Origin of the sequence: Gryllotalpicola daejeonensis, from assembly GCF_039538145.1 — a bacterium.
GTDB lineage: Bacteria > Actinomycetota > Actinomycetes > Actinomycetales > Microbacteriaceae > Gryllotalpicola > Gryllotalpicola daejeonensis.
This window is the reverse complement of the sequence record NZ_BAABBV010000001.1, coordinates 291281-307972: the sequence shown is the minus strand read 5'-3', so window position 1 is coordinate 307972 and position 16692 is coordinate 291281. Positions and strand designations below refer to the sequence as shown.

General features: G+C 68.9%; 15 protein-coding genes. 9 read left to right on the top strand and 6 right to left on the bottom strand.

The features are described from left to right. Positions 1-4 precede the first annotated feature (4 nt). Genes ABD736_RS01580 through tkt form a run of 3 tightly spaced genes read right to left on the bottom strand, consistent with a single transcriptional unit; the run spans position 5 to position 4864 of the window. Positions 5-1606 carry a glucose-6-phosphate isomerase gene (locus tag ABD736_RS01580; protein WP_344789988.1) on the bottom strand — a complete coding sequence of 534 codons (1602 nt, stop codon included), beginning with the start codon at positions 1604-1606 and terminating at the stop codon, positions 5-7. Beyond that, positions 1603-2721: a transaldolase gene (tal, locus tag ABD736_RS01575; protein ID WP_344789987.1), complete on the bottom strand. Its 1119-nt coding sequence runs from the start codon at positions 2719-2721 to the stop codon at positions 1603-1605. The genes ABD736_RS01580 and tal overlap by 4 nt, the downstream gene beginning before the upstream one ends. Positions 2722-2761: 40 nt before the next feature. Beyond that, positions 2762-4864 (bottom strand): transketolase, encoded by a 2103-nt coding sequence (tkt, locus tag ABD736_RS01570; RefSeq protein WP_344789986.1) that lies wholly within the window; start codon positions 4862-4864, stop codon positions 2762-2764. A 253-nt stretch (positions 4865-5117) separates the two neighbouring features. On the opposite strand from tkt, the gene ABD736_RS01565 reads away from it, so the two are divergent. From ABD736_RS01565 to ABD736_RS01525, 9 genes are all read left to right on the top strand, one after another. Then, a complete protein-coding gene (locus ABD736_RS01565) occupies positions 5118-6056 on the top strand; it encodes a heme o synthase (RefSeq protein ID WP_344789985.1) in 939 nt (312 codons plus the stop codon). Positions 6057-6066: 10 nt separating this feature from the next. Beyond that, positions 6067-7044 carry a COX15/CtaA family protein gene (locus ABD736_RS01560; protein WP_344789984.1) on the top strand — a complete coding sequence of 326 codons (978 nt, stop codon included), beginning with the start codon at positions 6067-6069 and terminating at the stop codon, positions 7042-7044. A gap of 145 nt (positions 7045-7189) precedes the next feature. After that, on the top strand, positions 7190-8608 hold the full coding sequence (gene sufB / locus ABD736_RS01555) for a Fe-S cluster assembly protein SufB (RefSeq protein ID WP_344789983.1): 1419 nt from the start codon (positions 7190-7192) through the stop codon (positions 8606-8608). 2 nt (positions 8609-8610) lie between these two features. After that, positions 8611-9783 carry a Fe-S cluster assembly protein SufD gene (gene sufD / locus ABD736_RS01550; protein WP_344789982.1) on the top strand — a complete coding sequence of 391 codons (1173 nt, stop codon included), beginning with the start codon at positions 8611-8613 and terminating at the stop codon, positions 9781-9783. After that, on the top strand, positions 9783-10112 hold the full coding sequence (locus tag ABD736_RS01545; protein WP_344789981.1) for a non-heme iron oxygenase ferredoxin subunit: 330 nt from the start codon (positions 9783-9785) through the stop codon (positions 10110-10112). The genes sufD and ABD736_RS01545 overlap by 1 nt, the downstream gene beginning before the upstream one ends. Before the next feature lies 1 nt (position 10113). After that, positions 10114-10923, top strand: a complete 810-nt coding sequence (gene sufC, locus ABD736_RS01540; protein ID WP_344789980.1) for a Fe-S cluster assembly ATPase SufC — start codon at positions 10114-10116, stop codon at positions 10921-10923. A 2-nt stretch (positions 10924-10925) separates the two neighbouring features. Further along, positions 10926-11255, top strand: a complete 330-nt coding sequence (locus tag ABD736_RS01535; protein WP_344789979.1) for a metal-sulfur cluster assembly factor — start codon at positions 10926-10928, stop codon at positions 11253-11255. Between the two features lie 14 nt (positions 11256-11269). Continuing rightward, positions 11270-12868 carry an ABC-F family ATP-binding cassette domain-containing protein gene (locus ABD736_RS01530; protein ID WP_344789978.1) on the top strand — a complete coding sequence of 533 codons (1599 nt, stop codon included), beginning with the start codon at positions 11270-11272 and terminating at the stop codon, positions 12866-12868. 272 nt (positions 12869-13140) lie between these two features. Next, on the top strand, positions 13141-15237 hold the full coding sequence (locus ABD736_RS01525; RefSeq protein ID WP_344792183.1) for a RecQ family ATP-dependent DNA helicase: 2097 nt from the start codon (positions 13141-13143) through the stop codon (positions 15235-15237). A 31-nt stretch (positions 15238-15268) separates the two neighbouring features. Here the strand turns inward: ABD736_RS01525 and ABD736_RS01520 are convergent, their stop codons facing one another. From ABD736_RS01520 to ABD736_RS01510, 3 genes are read right to left on the bottom strand one after another with little or no spacing between them, the layout of a single operon-like run. Beyond that, positions 15269-16144 (bottom strand): SURF1 family cytochrome oxidase biogenesis protein, encoded by an 876-nt coding sequence (locus ABD736_RS01520; RefSeq protein WP_344789977.1) that lies wholly within the window; start codon positions 16142-16144, stop codon positions 15269-15271. Next, positions 16141-16380: a hypothetical protein gene (locus tag ABD736_RS01515; protein ID WP_344789976.1), complete on the bottom strand. Its 240-nt coding sequence runs from the start codon at positions 16378-16380 to the stop codon at positions 16141-16143. Before ABD736_RS01515 ends, ABD736_RS01520 begins: the two co-directional genes overlap by 4 nt. Beyond that, complete coding sequence (locus ABD736_RS01510) at positions 16377-16649, bottom strand: DUF3099 domain-containing protein (RefSeq protein WP_344789975.1); 273 nt, start codon at positions 16647-16649, stop codon at positions 16377-16379. The genes ABD736_RS01515 and ABD736_RS01510 overlap by 4 nt, the downstream gene beginning before the upstream one ends. Positions 16650-16692: the final 43 nt, after the last annotated feature.

Sequence of the window (16692 nt, the reverse complement as noted above, 5' to 3'; positions counted from 1 at the left end):
CTTACTACTCGTTGACCGCGCCGAAGAGGGTCGCGATGTTCGCCTCAGGGTCGGTCAGGTTCAGGGTCAGCACCGGGCGGCCGTGCTGCGCGAGCACGGTGCCGTCGCCGGCCGCCTGCGCGTCGATCAGCTGGCCGAAGGTGAACGGACGGTCAGGGATCTGCAGGTCCTGCTGGTGCGTCGACGTGATCTGCAGGAACACACCGACCGCGGGGCCGCCCTTGTGGAACTGCCCGGTCGAGTGCAGGAAGCGCGGACCCCACCCGAAGGTGACGGGGCGCTTCGCGCGCGCCGCGATCAGGTCGCGGATGCCGGCGAGCTGGGGCAGGGCGACGCGGTCGACGTAGGCCTGCACGGCGACATAGCCGTCGGCGGGCAGCTGGGCGAGCAGCGCGCCGATGGCGCCGTCGAGATCGGATGCCCCGTCGAGCAGCCCCTCGGTCGCGCGCACCTCGATGCCGGCCTCGGTGAACACCGGGTCGGTGGCCTCGGGGGTCGCGTCGAGCAGCGCGCGGGCCGCGGCCTTGGCGGCCTCGACGTCGGGCTGGTCGAAGGGGTTGATGCCGAGCAGGCGGCCCGCGACGGCGACGGCGAACTCCCACAGCACGAACTGCGAGCCGAGCGAGCCGGAGACGAGGATCTCACCCTCGTGGCGCGCCTGGGGCAGCAGGTGGAACTCGGTCGCGTCCTCGACGAGGCGGGCGATCTGCAGGTCGTCGGGCTTCTGGTCGAGCTCGGGCGCCTCGGTGCCGAGGACGACGGGAAGCACGCCCTTGCCGAGCTTTCCGGTGGACTCGGCGATGAGCTGCTCGGCCCAGTCGCCGAAGCCGACCAGCGGGCTGCCGTCGGTGACGATGCCGAGCTTGCCCTTCGACGCCATCGCGGCGCCGAGGATCAGGCCCGGGTTCTTCTCGTCGTCGATCGCGAGCTCACGCAGCACGGCCTCCGCCTCGACGAGCAGCTCCTCGAGGTCGACGCCGGCTAGACCGGAGGGCACGAGGCCGAACGCGGTCAGCGCCGAGTAGCGGCCGCCCACGTTGGGGTCGGCGTTGAACACCGTGTAGCCGGCCTCGCGGGCGCTCTGGTCGAGCGGCGAGCCCGGGTCGGTCACGATGACGATGCGCTCGGTGGGCTCGATGCCGGCGTCACGGAACGCCTTCTCGTAGATGCGCTTGTGGCTGTCGGTCTCGAGCGTGGAACCCGACTTCGACGACACCACGACGGCCGTGGTCTCGAGACGGTCGCCCGTCGCGGCGAGCACCTGGCCCGGGTCGGTCGTGTCGAGGATCGTGAGCTCGACGCCCTCGGTGTTGGTGATGACCTCGGGCGCGAGCGACGAGCCGCCCATGCCGCCGAGGACGATGTGATTGACACCGGCTGCGCGCAGCTTGTCGCGCAGCGCGTAGATGTCGGCGACGAGCGGCCGCGAGATGTTCACGGCGTCGATCCAGCCGAGGCGCTTGCTCGCCTCCGACTCGGCGTCGGGGCCCCAGAGCGTGGGGTCCTGGGCGAAGATGCCCGACGCGACGAGGTCCGTCACGAGCGCGGGGACGGCGGCTTCGACAGCCGCCTTCACCGCGCCGCTGACGTGGATCTGAACCGTCACTTGGCGCCCTCCAGCGAGGACTCCAGCGCGCCCTTCACGGACTCGATGAGCTCGTTCCACGAGGCGATGAACTTGTCGACGCCCTCGGTCTCGAGCAGGGCGACGACGTCGTTGTAGTCGACGCCGACCTTGGCGACGGCGTCGAGGACGCCGGCGGCCTCGTCGTAGGAGCCGGTGATGGTGTCACCGGTGACCTGGGCGTGGTCGAAGGTCGCGTCGAGCGTCTTCTCGGGCATCGTGTTGACGACGCCGGGGGCCACGAGGCCGGTGACGTAGAGCGTGTCGGGCAGGCTCGGGTCCTTGACGCCGGTCGAGGCCCACAGCGGGCGCTGCAGGTTGCCGCCGGCGGCGAGCAGGCTCTGGGCGCGCTCGGTCGCGAACTCCTGCTCGAAGAGCTGGTACGCGAGCACCGCGTTGGCGACGCCGGCCTTGCTCTTGAGCGCGAGCGCCTCGTCCGTGCCGATGGCGGTCAGGCGCTTGTCGATCTCGGTGTCGACACGCGAGACGAAGAACGAGGCGACCGACTGGATCTTCGAGATGTCGATGCCTGCGGCCTTGGCGGTCTCGAGACCGGTCAGGTAGGCGTTGATGACCTCGCGGTAGCGCTCGAGCGAGAAGATCAGCGTGACGTTGACGCTGATGCCCTTGCCGATGACCGCCGCGATGGCCTCGAGGCCCTCCTTGGTGGCGGGGATCTTGATCAGCGCGTTCTCCTTGCCGACCTTCTTCCAGAGCTGCTCGGCCTCGGCGATGGTGCCGGCTGCGTCGTGCGCCAGGTTCGGCTCGACCTCGATCGACACGCGGCCGTCGACGCCGTTCGTCGCGTCGTAGACCGGCTTGAAGATGTCGGCGGCGTCGGCGACGTCGGTCGTGGTGATCTCGAAGATCGCCTCGGTGGCCGACTTGCCGGCCGCGGCGAGCTCCGCCAGCTTCTCGGTGTAGCCCTCGCCCTTGCCGATCGCGGCGGCGAAGATCGTCGGGTTGGTGGTCACACCGGTGACGTTCTTCTCGTCGATGAGCTTCTGCAGCCCGCCGGAGGTGATGCGGGTGCGCGACAGGTCGTCCAGCCAGATGCTGACGCCCGCTGCGGCGAGCTTCGCGGTGGGAGTAGTCATGTGCTTCTCTTCTTTCCTTGAGATCTCTTCAGCTCGACGATTACTTGCCGTTGGCGGCCAGGGACTCCTTGGCCGCGGCGACGACGTGCTCCGTCGTCATACCGAACTTCTCGAACAGGGTCTTGTAGTCGGCCGACGCACCGAAGTGCTCGATCGAGACGATGCGGCCCTTGTCGCCGACCCACGTGTGCCACGGCAGGGCGATGCCGGCTTCGACGGCGACGCGGGCGGTGACGGATGCCGGCAGGACCGACTCCTTGTACTCGTCGGTCTGCTCGGCGAACCACTCCTGGCTCGGCACGGACACAACGCGGGCGTTGATGCCCTCGCCTGCGAGCACCTGACGCGCCTCGACGGCGATCTGCAGCTCGGAACCGGTCGCGATCAGGATGATGTCGGGCGTGCCGTTCGGCGCCTCGGCCAGGATGTACGCGCCCTTGCCGACGAACTTCGCCGAGGCGAGCGTGTCGCCGGATGCCTCGCCGTCGCCGCGCTCGAAGACGGGCAGGTTCTGGCGGCTGAGCGCCAGGCCGACGGGGCCGCCACGGCGCTTGAGGGTCTCGAGCCATGCGTACGCGGTCTCGTTCGCGTCGCCGGGGCGGACGATCGCGAGGTTCGGGATCGCACGGAGCGCAGCCAGGTGCTCGACCGGCTGGTGCGTCGGGCCGTCTTCGCCGAGGGCGACGGAGTCGTGCGTCCAGACGAAGATCGACGGGATGTTCATCAGCGCGGCGAGACGCACCGCGGGGCGCATGTAGTCGGCGAACTGCAGGAAGGTGCCGCCGTAGGCGCGCGTCTTGCCGTGCAGCGTGATGCCGTTGAGGATCGCGCCCATCGCGTGCTCGCGGATGCCGAAGTGCAGGATGCGGCCGTAGGGGTTGCCGGTGCCCCACTCGGGCGTGGTGATCGAGGCGGGCAGGAACGAGCCGCCGCCCTCGATGGTGGTCAGGTTCGACTCGGCGAGGTCGGCCGAGCCGCCCCACAGCTCGGGCAGCTGGGCGGCCAGGGCGTTGATCGCCTTGCCGCTCGCAGCGCGCGTCGAGACATCCTTGCCGGCCTCGAAGACGGGCAGGGCGGCCTCGAGACCCTCGGGAAGCTCGCCCGCCTCGAGGCGGTCGAACAGCGCCTTGCGCTCGGGGTTGGCGGCGGCCCAGGCGTCGAAGCCCTTCTGCCACTCGGCGCGCTGCTCCTTGCCGCGCTCGATGGCGCCGCGGGTGTGCGCGAGGACCTCGGGGTCGACGTCGAAGCTCTTCTCGGGGTCGAAGCCGAGGGCCTTCTTGACGCCGGCGACCTCGTCGGCGCCGAGCTTGGCGCCGTGCACCTTGCCGGTGCCCTGCTTGGTCGGCGACGGGTAGCCGATCAGGGTCTTGAGGATGATGATCGACGGCTTGTCGGTGACGGCCTTGGCCGCCTCGATCGCGTCGAACAGCTCCTGCACGTCTTCGTGGTACTCACCGGTCTTGAACCAGTCGACCTCGCGGACGTCCCAGCCGTACGCCTCGTAGCGCTTGGCGGTGTCCTCGGAGAGGGCGATGTCGGTGTTGTCCTCGATGGAGATGTTGTTCTTGTCGTAGATGACCACGAGGTTGCCGAGCTGCTGGGTGCCGGCGAGCTGGCCGGCCTCGCTCGTGACGCCCTCTTCGATGTCGCCGTCGCCTGCGATGACGTAGACGTAGTGGTCGAACGGCGAGGTGCCGGGGGCGGCCTCGGGGTCGAACAGGCCGCGCTCGTAGCGCTGCGCGAAGGCGAAGCCGACGGCGGAGGCGAGGCCCTGGCCGAGCGGGCCGGTGGTGATCTCGACGCCCTTGGTGTGGCGGTACTCGGGGTGGCCGGGGGTCAGCGAGCCCCAGGTGCGCAGCGCCTCGATGTCGGAGAGCTCGAGGCCCCAGCCGCCGAGGTACAGCTGGATGTACTGGGTGAGCGAGGAGTGACCGACCGAGAGGATGAAGCGGTCCTGGCCGATCCACTGGTCGTCGCTCGGGTCGCGACGCATGATCTTCTGCCAGAGCAGGTAGGCCGCAGGGGCCAGGCTCATCGCGGTGCCGGGGTGGCCGTTGCCGACCTTCTCAACGGCGTCCGCCGCAAGCACGCGGACGGTGTCGACCGCCTTGTTGTCAATGGAATCCCATTGCAGAGCTGCCACTGGAACTGACCCTTCACTGTTCAGCGCGGTGGGTCGTCATGAGCACCCGCCGCTTTATCGGTTGTGCCGCCACGGACATCATTGGCAACCGGGGCGCTTCGCAGACTTCTCCCAGCCGGGTGGATGGAATGTTGTCTCGTCTGTGTAAAGCCTCGGAAGGCGAGCACCCAACAGCATAGTCGCGCCCGCACACCCCCGGACCACCACGGGGGTCAACTAGACTCGGTGCGAAACAAAACCCCCTCGAGGAGCCATGGGCATTGCCGTAGATCGCCGGGTCGAGACCGCCGCGCAGAGCGCCGCCGGGCGCATCGGCTGGCGCCGCAAGACACTGGCCTACGTCGCTCTGACGAAGCCGCGCGTGATGGAGCTGCTGCTCGTCACCACGATCCCGGTCATGATTCTCGCGGCGCGCGGCCTTCCGAACGTCTGGCTGATCATCGCGACCGTCATCGGCGGCGCCCTGTCGGCCGGCAGCGCCGCGGCGTTCAACATGTACATCGACCGCGACATCGACGCGGTCATGAAGCGCACCAAGAACCGGCCGCTCGTCACGGGCGAGGTCACGCCCCGCGAGGCATACGTCTTCGCCTGGACACTCGGCGTCGTCTCGACCGCCTGGCTCGCGCTCACGACCAACCTGCTGGCCGCCGGCCTCTCGGTCGCGGCGATCCTCTTCTACGTCTTCGTCTACACGCTGTGGCTCAAGCGCCGCACCGCGCAGAACATCATCTGGGGCGGCATCGCCGGCTGCTTCCCGGTGCTCATCGGCTGGTCGGCCGTGACCGACAGCCTCGATTGGGCCCCTGTCATCCTGTTCGCGGTCGTCTTCCTGTGGACGCCGCCGCACTACTGGCCGCTGTCGATGAAGTACCGCGACGACTACAAGGCCGTCGGGGTGCCGATGCTCGGCGTCGTGCGCGGCCGCGCCCAGGTCGGCCTGCAGGTCATCCTCTACGCGTGGGCGACCGTCGCCTGCTCGCTGCTGCTGATCCCCGTGGCCGACATGGGCTGGATCTACGCATTCGGCGCCGCGGCCGCGGGTGGCTGGTTCATCTACGAGACCCACCGCCTCTACCACTTGGCGATCAAGCACGAGGATGTCTCGCCGATGCGCGTGTTCCACGGCTCGATCACCTACCTCTCGATCCTGTTCCTCGCGGTCGCCATCGACCCGCTGCTCCATTTCTAGGTACCCGGGGATGCCTCGACTGAAGACCCCCCTCGCGTGGGCGGCCGACCGCTGGACTCTGAGCCCGCGCGTGCTGCGCTGGGCGACGACGTTCGCGCTGGTGGTCAGCATTCTGATCATCCTGACCGGGGGAGTGGTGCGGGTCACCGGCTCCGGTCTCGGTTGCCCGACCTGGCCCACCTGTGACGGCCAGTACGTCATCGACCCGATCTCACCGGACCTGCATCGCATGATCGAGCAGACGAACCGCATGATCACCGGGTGCATCGTGCTCGTCGTCGGATGGGTGATCGTCGCGGCCCGCCTGCAGAAGCCTCGCGTGCGCAGCATCACCCGACTCGCGTGGAGCCAGTTCTGGCTGGTCGTCGCCAATGCCGTCATCGGCGGGCTGAGCGTGCTGGCCGACCTGAACCCGTTCATCGTGGCGTTCCACTTCGTCACCGCGATCGCCCTGCTCACCACGACCGCGCTCACCTGGCACCGCGTGCATGAGCGGCCGACCGCCTACCGGCCCACGTCGCGCGCCCGTGCCATGAGCTGGTGGCTGATCGCGCTCACGACGGTGCTGGTCGTCGTCGGCACGCTCGTCTCGGGCTCCGGGCCGCACTCCGGCGACTCCAGCGATGTGCCGCGCATGGGATTCGACTGGGTCGGCATCACCGTCGCGCACGCGGTGCTCGGCACCGCCACCCTTGCGCTCGGCATCCTGCTCTGGCTGACCTTGCGGGGCGCAGGCGCGGCCGTTCCGCGGCTGCGCGCCGCGGTGTTCATCGTGGTGGTCGTCGCGCAGGCTCTGCTCGGGCTGGTGCAGTCCGTCACGCATCTGCCTGAGGCCCTGGTTGCCCTGCATCTGCTGGGCGCCGCACTGGTCTGGGTCGGCGCGCTGCGGGTGCTCCTCGATGTGAACCCCGAGCTTTTCCCAAGCGTGCACACCGCGCAGGCATCCGTCACAGCCGATTCGCCGCGGGCCCGCGCAACAGTTCGATAGACTCGAAAGGTTCATGGGTGCGCATCACGCGCATCCGCCAGCCATCCGCACAATCAGCCGCTGCGACGGACTCGTGACCGTCGCCTGGAATGTGGCTGAGCCGGTCTGATAACCGGTCACGGGCGGCAGTAAGCGAGGTTAAAACATGTCAGACGTTCTCATCGACCGTCCTGAGCTCGCAGGCCTCGGCCAGTACGAGTTCGGATGGGCGGACCCGGACGCCGCTGGTGCGTCCGCACGCCGCGGCCTGTCGAACGAAGTCGTCAGCGACATCTCGGCCCTGAAGAAGGAGCCCGAGTGGATGCTGCAGCGGCGCTTGCGCGCCCTGGAGATCTTCGGGAAGAAGCCGATGCCCACCTGGGGCGCCGACCTCTCCGAGATCGACTTCGACAACATCAAGTACTTCGTGCGGTCCACCGAGAAGCAGGCCCAGTCATGGGAAGACCTTCCGGAGGACATCCGCAACACGTACGAGAAGCTCGGCATCCCCGAGGCTGAGCGCCAGCGCCTCGTCGCCGGCGTCGCCGCCCAGTACGAGTCAGAGGTCGTCTACCACCAGATCCGCGAGGACCTCGAGGCGCAGGGTGTCATCTTCATGGACACCGACACGGCGCTGCGCGAGCACCCCGAATTCTTCGAGGAGTACTTCGGCACCGTGATCCCCGCCGGCGACAACAAGTTCGCCGCGCTGAACACCGCCGTGTGGTCGGGCGGCTCGTTCGTCTACGTGCCGAAGGGCGTCCACGTCGAGATCCCGCTGCAGGCCTACTTCCGCATCAACACCGAGAACATGGGCCAGTTCGAGCGCACGCTGATCATCGCCGACGAGGGCTCGTACGTGCACTACATCGAGGGCTGCACGGCCCCTATCTACAAGTCGGACTCGCTGCACTCGGCCGTCGTCGAGATCATCGTGAAGAAGAACGCCCGCGTGCGCTACACGACGATCCAGAACTGGTCGAACAACGTCTACAACCTGGTCACCAAGCGCGCCGTCGCCCACGAGGGCGCGACCATGGAGTGGATCGACGGCAACATCGGCTCCAAGGTGACGATGAAGTACCCGTCGATCTATCTGATGGGCGAGCACGCCAAGGGCGAGACCCTGTCGGTCGCCTTCGCGGGCCCCGGCCAGCACCAGGATGCCGGCGCAAAGATGATCCACATGGCGCCGTACACCCAGTCGTCGATCGTCTCGAAGTCGATCGCCCGCGGCGGTGGCCGTGCCGGCTACCGCGGCGAGGTCCGCGTCGACGCCAAGGCGCATCACGCGGCGAACACCGTGCGCTGCGACGCGCTGCTGGTCGACACCGTCTCGCGCTCTGACACCTACCCGGCGATCGACATCCGCGTCGACGACGTGCAGCTCGGGCACGAGGCCACCGTCTCGAAGGTCTCTGAGGAGCAGCTCTTCTACCTGATGAGCCGCGGCCTTCCCGAAGACGAGGCGATGGCGATGATCGTGCGCGGCTTCATCGAGCCGATCGCCCGCGAGCTGCCCATGGAATACGCCCTCGAGCTCAACAAGCTCATCGAGATGGGCATGGAAGGATCGGTCGGCTAAGCGTGAGCACGACATACACCGAGACCGAGGTCCCGGCGCTGCCCAGCGTGCCGGTGCAGACCCGTTCAGAGCGCCCCACCTCGACGAACGTCGCCGACTTCGCGACGGTCACCGGCCGTGAGGCGCAGTGGAAGTACACGCCGGTCGGCGAGCTCACCGAGCTCACCGAGGGCGCGCTCGACGGCTCGAGCTACAACTTCGCGGTCGCCAACAGCCGCGGCATCCGCACCTCATGGGTGGCGCGCGACCACGCGCTCGTGGGCTCGGCCGGCCTCCCCGAGGACCGCGCCAGCGCGAACGCGTGGACGCACTTCGACCGCGCACTGCTGATCGAGCTGAGCGGCGAAGAGAGCTTCGACGCGACCCTCACCCGCTCGGGCCTCGGCACCTCCGCGCGCGCCGCGCACACGATCGTGTCGGTGGCGCCGAACACGCACGCGACGCTCGTGCTCGAGAACAAGGGCGACGCCCTGCTCACCGAGAACGTCGAGATCGTGGTCGGCGACGGCGCGAGCCTCACGCTCGTCACGGTGCAGGACTGGACGGATGCCTCGAAGCACGTCGCCGCGCACTTCGCGACCGTCGGCCGGGACGCCAAGCTGAAGCACGTCGTCGTCACCCTCGGCGGCAAGATCGTGCGCCTGAACCCCTCGGCGAAGCTCGCCGGCCGCGGTGCCGATACCGAGCTGCTCGGCGTCTACTTCGCCGACGCGGGTCAGCACCTCGAGCACCAGGTCTACGTCTTCCACGAGGCGGCGGACGGCAAGAGCCGCGTCACCTACAAGGGCGCCCTGCAGGGCGAGGCCGCGCACACCGTCTGGATCGGCGACGTGCTGATCGGGCCGGACGCCGTCGGCACCGACTCGTACGAGCAGAACCGCAACCTCGTGCTCACCGAGGGCACCCGCGCGGACTCCGTGCCGAACCTCGAGATCGAGACCGGCGACATCGTCGGCGCGGGGCACGCGAGCGCGACCGGGCGCTTCGACGACGAGCAGCTGTTCTACCTGCAGTCGCGCGGCATCACCGAGGACGAGGCGCGTCGCCTCGTCGTGCGCGGATTCCTCGTCGAGATCGTGCAGCAGATCGGTGTCCCCTCGCTCGAGGAGCGCCTGAACGCGGCCATCGAGGCAGAGCTCGCCGCGGGCAGCTCCGTCTCCGGGGGAGCGCGGTAATGGCATCCGTCAAGGTCTGCAAGTTCGACGACCTCGTCGTCAACCAGGCCAAGCGCGTCGTCGTCGCAGGCAACCCGATCGCCCTCGTGCGCGACGCGAACGACGTCGTCTACGCGATCGGCGATACCTGCACCCACGGCGACATCTCGCTGTCAGAGGGCTTCGTCGAGGGCGAGACGCTCGAGTGCTGGGCGCACGGCTCGCAGTTCTCGCTCGCCAGCGGCAAGCCGCTCAACCTGCCGGCCTACGAGCCGGTCCCCGTCTTCGAGGTCGAGATCGCCGACGGCGATGTGCTGATCGACCCCACCAGCAAGAAAGTGAATGCCTAACATGTCTGTTCTCGAGATCCGCGACCTGCAGACCACGGTCGAGACCGAGCAGGGCACCAAGCAGATCCTCCGCGGCGTCGACCTGACCGTGAAGTCGGGCGAGATCCACGCGGTCATGGGCCCCAACGGCTCCGGCAAGTCGACCCTCGCGTACACGATCGCGGGCCACCCGAAGTACACCGTCACCGGCGGCACGATCACGCTCGACGGCGAGGACGTGCTGGCCATGAGTGTCGACGAGCGCGCTCGCGCGGGCCTGTTCCTCGCGATGCAGTACCCCGTCGAGATCCCCGGCGTGACCAACACCAACTTCCTGCGCACCGCGAAGACGGCGATCGACGGCGAGGCGCCCTCGATCCGCCAGTGGACGAAGGACGTCAAGCAGGCCATGACCGACCTGCGCATGGACCCGTCGTTCGCGGCCCGCAACGTCAACGAGGGCTTCTCGGGCGGTGAGAAGAAGCGCAACGAGATCCTGCAGCTCGAGCTGCTGAAGCCGCGCTTCGCGGTGCTCGACGAGACCGACTCCGGCCTCGATGTCGACGCGCTCAAGATCGTGTCGGAGGGCGTGAACCGCGCGCACCAGGCATCCGATCTCGGCATCCTGCTCATCACGCACTACACGCGCATCCTGCGCTACATCAAGCCCGACTTCGTGCACGTGTTCGTCGCGGGCAAGGTGGCGGAGGAGGGCGGCCCCGACCTCGCCGAGCGCCTCGAGGAAGAGGGCTACGACCGTTATCTCGTCGCTGAATCAGCCACTGCCGGCGGCGCCGGCAATGGAAATGCTGCAGCTCTCGATGCGAGCTGATCATGGCCACCGCACTCGCTCCTGAGAAGTTCGACCAGGTCGTCGAATCGCTCAAGGACGTCATGGACCCCGAGCTCGGCGTCAACGTCGTCGACCTGGGGCTCATCTACGACCTCGCGTGGGACGACGAGAACGACGCGCTCATCATCTCGATGACGCTGACCAGCGCCGGCTGCCCGCTGACCGACGTGCTCGAGGAGCAGACCGGTCAGGCGCTGGACGGCGTCGTCGAGCGATTCCGCATCAACTGGGTGTGGATGCCGCCGTGGGGCCCCGAGCGCATCACCGATGACGGGCGCGACATGATGCGCGCGCTCGGCTTCTCGATCTAGTGGAGTTCTCTTAGATGCTTGCGGTCTCGAACCTCGAGATCCGGGTCGGCGCCCGCACTCTTATGTCGGGCGTCGATTTCCGTGTTCAGAAGGGCGACAAGATCGGTCTCGTCGGCCGCAACGGCGCCGGGAAGACGACGCTCACCAAGGTGCTCGCCGGCGACCTGCCGCCGACCGACGGCAACGTCACGCGCTCGGGTGAGCTCGGCTACCTGCCGCAGGACCCGCGCACGGGCGACCCCGAGATGCTCGCGCGCACCCGCATCCTCGATGCGCGCGGGCTGGGCACGCTGAACCTGCAGATCCACGAGGCGACGCTGAAGATGTCGGATGCCGACCCCGCGGTCGCCGACAAGGCGATGCGCCGCTATGCCACGCTGCAGGAGCGCTTCGAGGCGCTCGGCGGCTACGCGGCAGAGGCGGAGGCTGCGTCGATCGCCTCGAACCTGAACCTGCCCGACCGCATCCTCGACCAGGCGCTGGGGACGCTCTCGGGCGGCCAGCGGCGCCGCATCGAGCTCGCGCGCATCCTGTTCTCCGACGCGGAGACGATGATCCTCGACGAGCCGACGAACCACCTCGACGCCGACTCGGTGGTGTGGCTGCGCGAGTTCCTGAAGAGCTACCAGGGTGGCTTCATCGTGATCTCGCATGACGTCGTCCTCGTCGAAGAGGCCGTCAACAAGGTGTTCTACCTCGACGCGAACCGCGGCGTGATCGACATCTACAACATGGGCTGGAAGAAGTACCTCGCCCAGCGCGCCGCCGACGAGGAGCGCCGCAAGAAGGAGCGCGCGAACGCCGAGAAGAAGGCGTCGGCGCTGCAGCTGCAGGCCGCGAAGTTCGGGGCCAAGGCCACCAAGGCCGCCGCCGCCCATCAGATGATGGCGCGCGCCGAGAGGCTCCTTTCCGGCCTGGACGAGGTGCGGCAGGTCGAGCGCGTGGCCAAGCTGCGGTTCCCCGAGCCGTCTCCCGTCGGGAAGACGCCGCTCAAGGCATCCGATCTGTCCAAGTCCTACGGATCGCTCGAGATCTTCACCGCTGTCGACCTCGCGATCGATCGCGGCTCGAAGGTGGTCATCCTCGGCCTCAACGGTGCCGGGAAGACGACGCTGCTGCGGATCCTCGCGGGCGTCGACCAGCCCGACACCGGCGTGCTCGAGCCCGGGCACGGGCTCAAAATCGGCTACTACGCGCAGGAGCACGAGACGCTCGACGTGCACCGCTCTGTGCTCCAGAACATGGTGTCCGCCTCGCCTCACCTGACCGAGACGGACGCCCGCAAGGTGCTGGGCTCGTTCCTGTTCTCCGGCGATGACGTGCACAAGCCCGCCGGGGTGCTCTCGGGCGGTGAGAAGACGCGTCTCGCGCTTGCGATGCTCGTCGTGTCGTCGGCGAACGTGCTGCTTCTCGACGAGCCGACGAACAATCTCGACCCGGCCTCTCGGGCCGAGATCCTCGATGCGCTGGCGCACTACGGCGGCGCCGTGGTGCTCGTCTCGCACGACCCCGGCGCGATCGAGGCGCTGAACCCCGAGCGCGTGCTGATCATGCCCGAGGGCACCGAGGATCTCTGGACCCCCGACTACGTCGACCTGGTGGAACTCGCGTGAACGCCCACGGTCGTTGAGGAGCCCGCGAAGCGTGCGGAGCGCGCGTGACCCACGGTCGTTGAGGAGCGCGCGAAGCTTGCGGAGCGCGCGTGACCCACGGTCGTTGAGAAGCTCGCGAAGCTTGCGGAGCGCGCGTGACCCACGGTCGTTGAGAAGCTCGCGAAGCTTGCGGAGCGCGCGTGACCCTCGGTCGTTGAGGAGCTCGCGAAGCTTGCGGAGCGCGCGTCTCGAAACGAATGTCGGTGGTCACCGACAGGATGCGAGCCATGACGATGACCTCGACTGAGACCTCGACCCGCGCCGAGGCGCTGGCCTGTCTGCGCGCCCTCGTGGGGCGCCCCGAGGCAGACTTCCACGACGGCCAGTTCGAGGCGATCTCCGCGCTCGTCGACGAGAGTCAGCGTGCCCTCGTCGTGCAGCGCACGGGCTGGGGAAAATCGGCGGTGTACTTCGTCTCGACCATGCTGCTGCGCGAGCGGGGCGCCGGCCCGACACTGCTCGTGTCTCCGCTGCTGTCGCTCATGCGTGACCAGGTCGAGGCTGCGGCGCGCGCCGGGGTGCGGGCGCTCGCGATCAACTCGGCCAACCGGCACGAGTGGGAGGAGATCACCGCGCGGCTGCGTGACGACACCGTCGACGTGCTGCTCGTCTCACCGGAACGGCTCAACAACCCCGACTTCCGCGACCGGCAGCTGCCCGCGCTCATCGAGCGCACGGGCCTGCTCGTCATCGATGAGGCGCACTGCATCTCGGACTGGGGCCACGACTTCCGGCCCGACTACCGCCGCCTGCGCGAGCTGGTCGCCGCGCTGCCCGCGCGGGTGCCCGTGCTGGCCACGACCGCGACGGCCAACGAGCGCGTGGTCGCCGATGTCGCCGAGCAGCTCGGGGGCGACCGGGTGCGCACGATCCGCGGGCCGCTGGCGCGTACCTCGCTGAGGCTCGGCGTGCTGACCCTGCCGGATGCCGCGACCAGACTCGCCTGGCTCGTCACCAACCTCGGCGAGCTGCCCGGCAGCGGCATCATCTACACGCTCACGGTCGCGGCGGCGGAAGACGTCGCCCGGATCCTGCGTGAGGCCGGGCACGAGACCTACGCATACACGGGCAAGACGGATGCCGCCGAGCGGGAGGATCTCGAGCAGAGACTCAAGCTCAACGAGGTCAAAGCGCTTGTGGCGACCAGCGCGCTCGGCATGGGGTTCGACAAGCCGGACCTCGGCTTCGTGGTGCACCTCGGTGCGCCGTCGTCGCCCGTCGCCTACTACCAGCAGGTCGGCCGCGCCGGTCGCGCGACCGATAACGCCGACGTCCTGCTGCTGCCGGGCGCAGAAGATCAGGCGATCTGGGACTACTTCGCGACGGCATCGATGCCTGACGAGCGGAAGGCGCTCGCGCTGCTCGATGCCTTGACGGACCAGCCGCAGTCGACGCAGGTGCTCGAGAGCAAGGTCGACCTCAAGAAGTCGGCACTCGAGCTGCTTCTCAAGGTTCTCGACGTCGACGGGGCGGTGCGGCGCGTTCCGGGCGGCTGGGTCGGAACCGGCCAGCGGTGGCGCTACGACGCCGAGCGCTATCGGCGCGTGGCCGCCGCGCGCGAGGGCGAACAGCGCTCCATGCTCGACTACGAGCGCACGTCCGAGTGCCGCATGCAATATCTGCAGCTCGCGCTCGACGACGCCGACGCGCGGCCCTGCGGCCGCTGCGACAACTGCGCCGGGCCGTGGTACCCCAGCGCCACGGCCGAATCCGCCCGCGAGGTCGCCGGCGCGGCCCTCAGGCGCGCAGGCGTCGAGGTCGAGGTGCGCAAGCTCTGGCCGACCGGCGCCGACAGCGTCGGCGTGCCGGTGCGCGGAAAGATCGCGCCGGCCGAGCAGTACGAGCCCGGGCGTGCCCTTGCCCGGCTCAGCGACCTCGGCTGGGGCGGCCGGCTGCGCGAGCTGCTCGCGCCTGGCGGGCCCGACGTGCCGTGCCCGCCCGACGTCATCGGCGCGTGCGTGCAGGTGCTCGCGCAGTGGGACTGGGCGCAGCGGCCCGCGGCCGTGGTTTCGATGCCGTCGCGCCGACGGCCGCGGTTCACTGGGAGCCTGGCTCGCGGGCTCGCCGAGATCGGGCACCTGCCCTACCTCGGCGAGCTGGCCCTGAGCAACGGCGGCCCAACGGGCGGCCCGGGCGGCAACAGCGTCTTCCGCCTGTCGTCGGTGTGGGGCCGGTTCGATGCGTCCGGACTCACGCTGCCCACCGGTGCGCCGGTGCTGCTCGTCGACGATCTCATCGACAGCCGCTGGTCGATCACGGTCGCCGCGCGTGAGCTGAGGAACGCGGGCGCGGGCGCCGTGCTGCCCTTCGCGGCGGCGCTGCAGGGCTGAGTCTGCGCTGCACCGGGCCCGTCGGGGCCGCTCAGCGACCCTGCGCGTCGAGAAGGTCGTCTTCAATCGCGGCATCCGACTTGGCACGACGCGCGGCACGGCGCGCCTCCCGTGCGCGATCGCGCTCGGTGTCGCGACGCACGAACGACGGATCACCCTCGAGTCGCTTCTTGTACTCGAGGCGCACGGCGTAGCCGAGTCCGAAGAACCCGATGGCGGCGAAGATCAGCCACTGGATCATGTATGACCAGTGCATTCCCGTGTCGGCAACCGGGGGAGCGGCGACCACCGGCGTCAGCTCGTGCGCCGCAGCGGGGGTCTCGGAGTCGAGCTGCCCGTAGGCGTGGTCGTAGAGGTCGCCGCCGATGAGACCGGCATAGGTCGGCAGATCGATCGTGCCGAGCGACTTCCCGAGCACCTTCTGCGACGCGATGCGCGGTTCGGATGCCTGCAGCCGCACGACCGCCGTGACTGTGCCCCTCGGCGGCGCGGCGACGTGCGACGGAAGCACGCCCTTGTCAGGCGACGGCACCCACCCGCGGTCGACGACGAACACGGTGCCGTCGGCGAGCCGCATCGGCGTGAGCACCTCGAGCCCTGGGCCCGAGTCGTTCGCCCGGTTCCGCACCAGGTACTGCTCAGACGGCAGGTACGTGCCCGTGACCGTGACGCGCTTCCACTGGTCGCCGGGGGAGTAGTCGTGCGTGCCGGGCAGCACCTGCTCGAGCGGCACCGGCTTCGAGTCGAAGTTCCGCGCGACGAGCTCGTTCGCGGCCACCGCCTGCAGCCCGCGGTCGTGCTGCCAGCGGGACAGGAACGCGCAGGCGATCGCGAAGATCACCGCGGCGGCGAAGTACGCCAGCCAGCGGCGATGGAAGACGAAGGTCCAGCTGCGCAGGGTGCTCATGCGCCCACCTCGGATTCGGCTGCGTCAGCGGCCGTGAGCGCCGAGACCGTCACGGGGAAGCCGCGGGAGCTCAGGAATCCCTCGAGGAAATCGCGGTGCTCGGCGCACGCGAGCCACGTCTTGTATCGGCCGTCAGTATGGATCTTCGGGTTCCTCCAGTCGAGCCGCCACTGCGCCGCCTCGCGGCAGCCGGCGCGCGAGCATTCGCGAGCGCCCGGCTCGCCGAACAGGCTCACCGGTCGTCCTCGCGGCGGGCGAGCCCACCCGGGCGCTCGACGCTCCCTCGCGCGCCGCTCTGGGTCGCGTTCGCGACGACGACGGCGAAATAGGGAAGGAACACCGCGCCGAGGGCGGGGATCAGCAGCCACCAGCCGCGCACCCAGATGCACGCGAGCACGCACAGCACGCGGATGCCCATCATGATGCCGTACTCGATCATCCGCTTGCGGCGTTCCTGATCAGGGGACGGCGGCAGCGACGTGATGGTGTGCGCGGTGCTCTTCATGGCCTTCGGTCAAGCCTACTTCCGGGCCTGCCATACGATTCCT

Excerpts from the sequence above, each read along its gene's own strand:
- tal (WP_344789987.1), bottom strand. The coding sequence starts at position 2,721 with ATGACTACTCCCACCGCGAAGCTCGCCGCAGCGGGCGTCAGCATCTGG.
- ABD736_RS01535 (WP_344789979.1), top strand. The coding sequence starts at position 10,926 with ATGGCCACCGCACTCGCTCCTGAGAAGTTCGACCAGGTCGTCGAATCG.
- sufC (WP_344789980.1), top strand. The coding sequence starts at position 10,114 with ATGTCTGTTCTCGAGATCCGCGACCTGCAGACCACGGTCGAGACCGAG.
- ABD736_RS01520 (WP_344789977.1), bottom strand. The coding sequence starts at position 16,144 with ATGAGCACCCTGCGCAGCTGGACCTTCGTCTTCCATCGCCGCTGGCTG.
- ABD736_RS01510 (WP_344789975.1), bottom strand. The coding sequence starts at position 16,649 with ATGAAGAGCACCGCGCACACCATCACGTCGCTGCCGCCGTCCCCTGAT.
- ABD736_RS01545 (WP_344789981.1), top strand. The coding sequence starts at position 9,783 with ATGGCATCCGTCAAGGTCTGCAAGTTCGACGACCTCGTCGTCAACCAG.
- ABD736_RS01560 (WP_344789984.1), top strand. The coding sequence starts at position 6,067 with ATGCCTCGACTGAAGACCCCCCTCGCGTGGGCGGCCGACCGCTGGACT.
- sufB (WP_344789983.1), top strand. The coding sequence starts at position 7,190 with ATGTCAGACGTTCTCATCGACCGTCCTGAGCTCGCAGGCCTCGGCCAG.
- ABD736_RS01565 (WP_344789985.1), top strand. The coding sequence starts at position 5,118 with ATGGGCATTGCCGTAGATCGCCGGGTCGAGACCGCCGCGCAGAGCGCC.
- ABD736_RS01530 (WP_344789978.1), top strand. The coding sequence starts at position 11,270 with ATGCTTGCGGTCTCGAACCTCGAGATCCGGGTCGGCGCCCGCACTCTT.
- ABD736_RS01525 (WP_344792183.1), top strand. The coding sequence starts at position 13,141 with ATGACCTCGACTGAGACCTCGACCCGCGCCGAGGCGCTGGCCTGTCTG.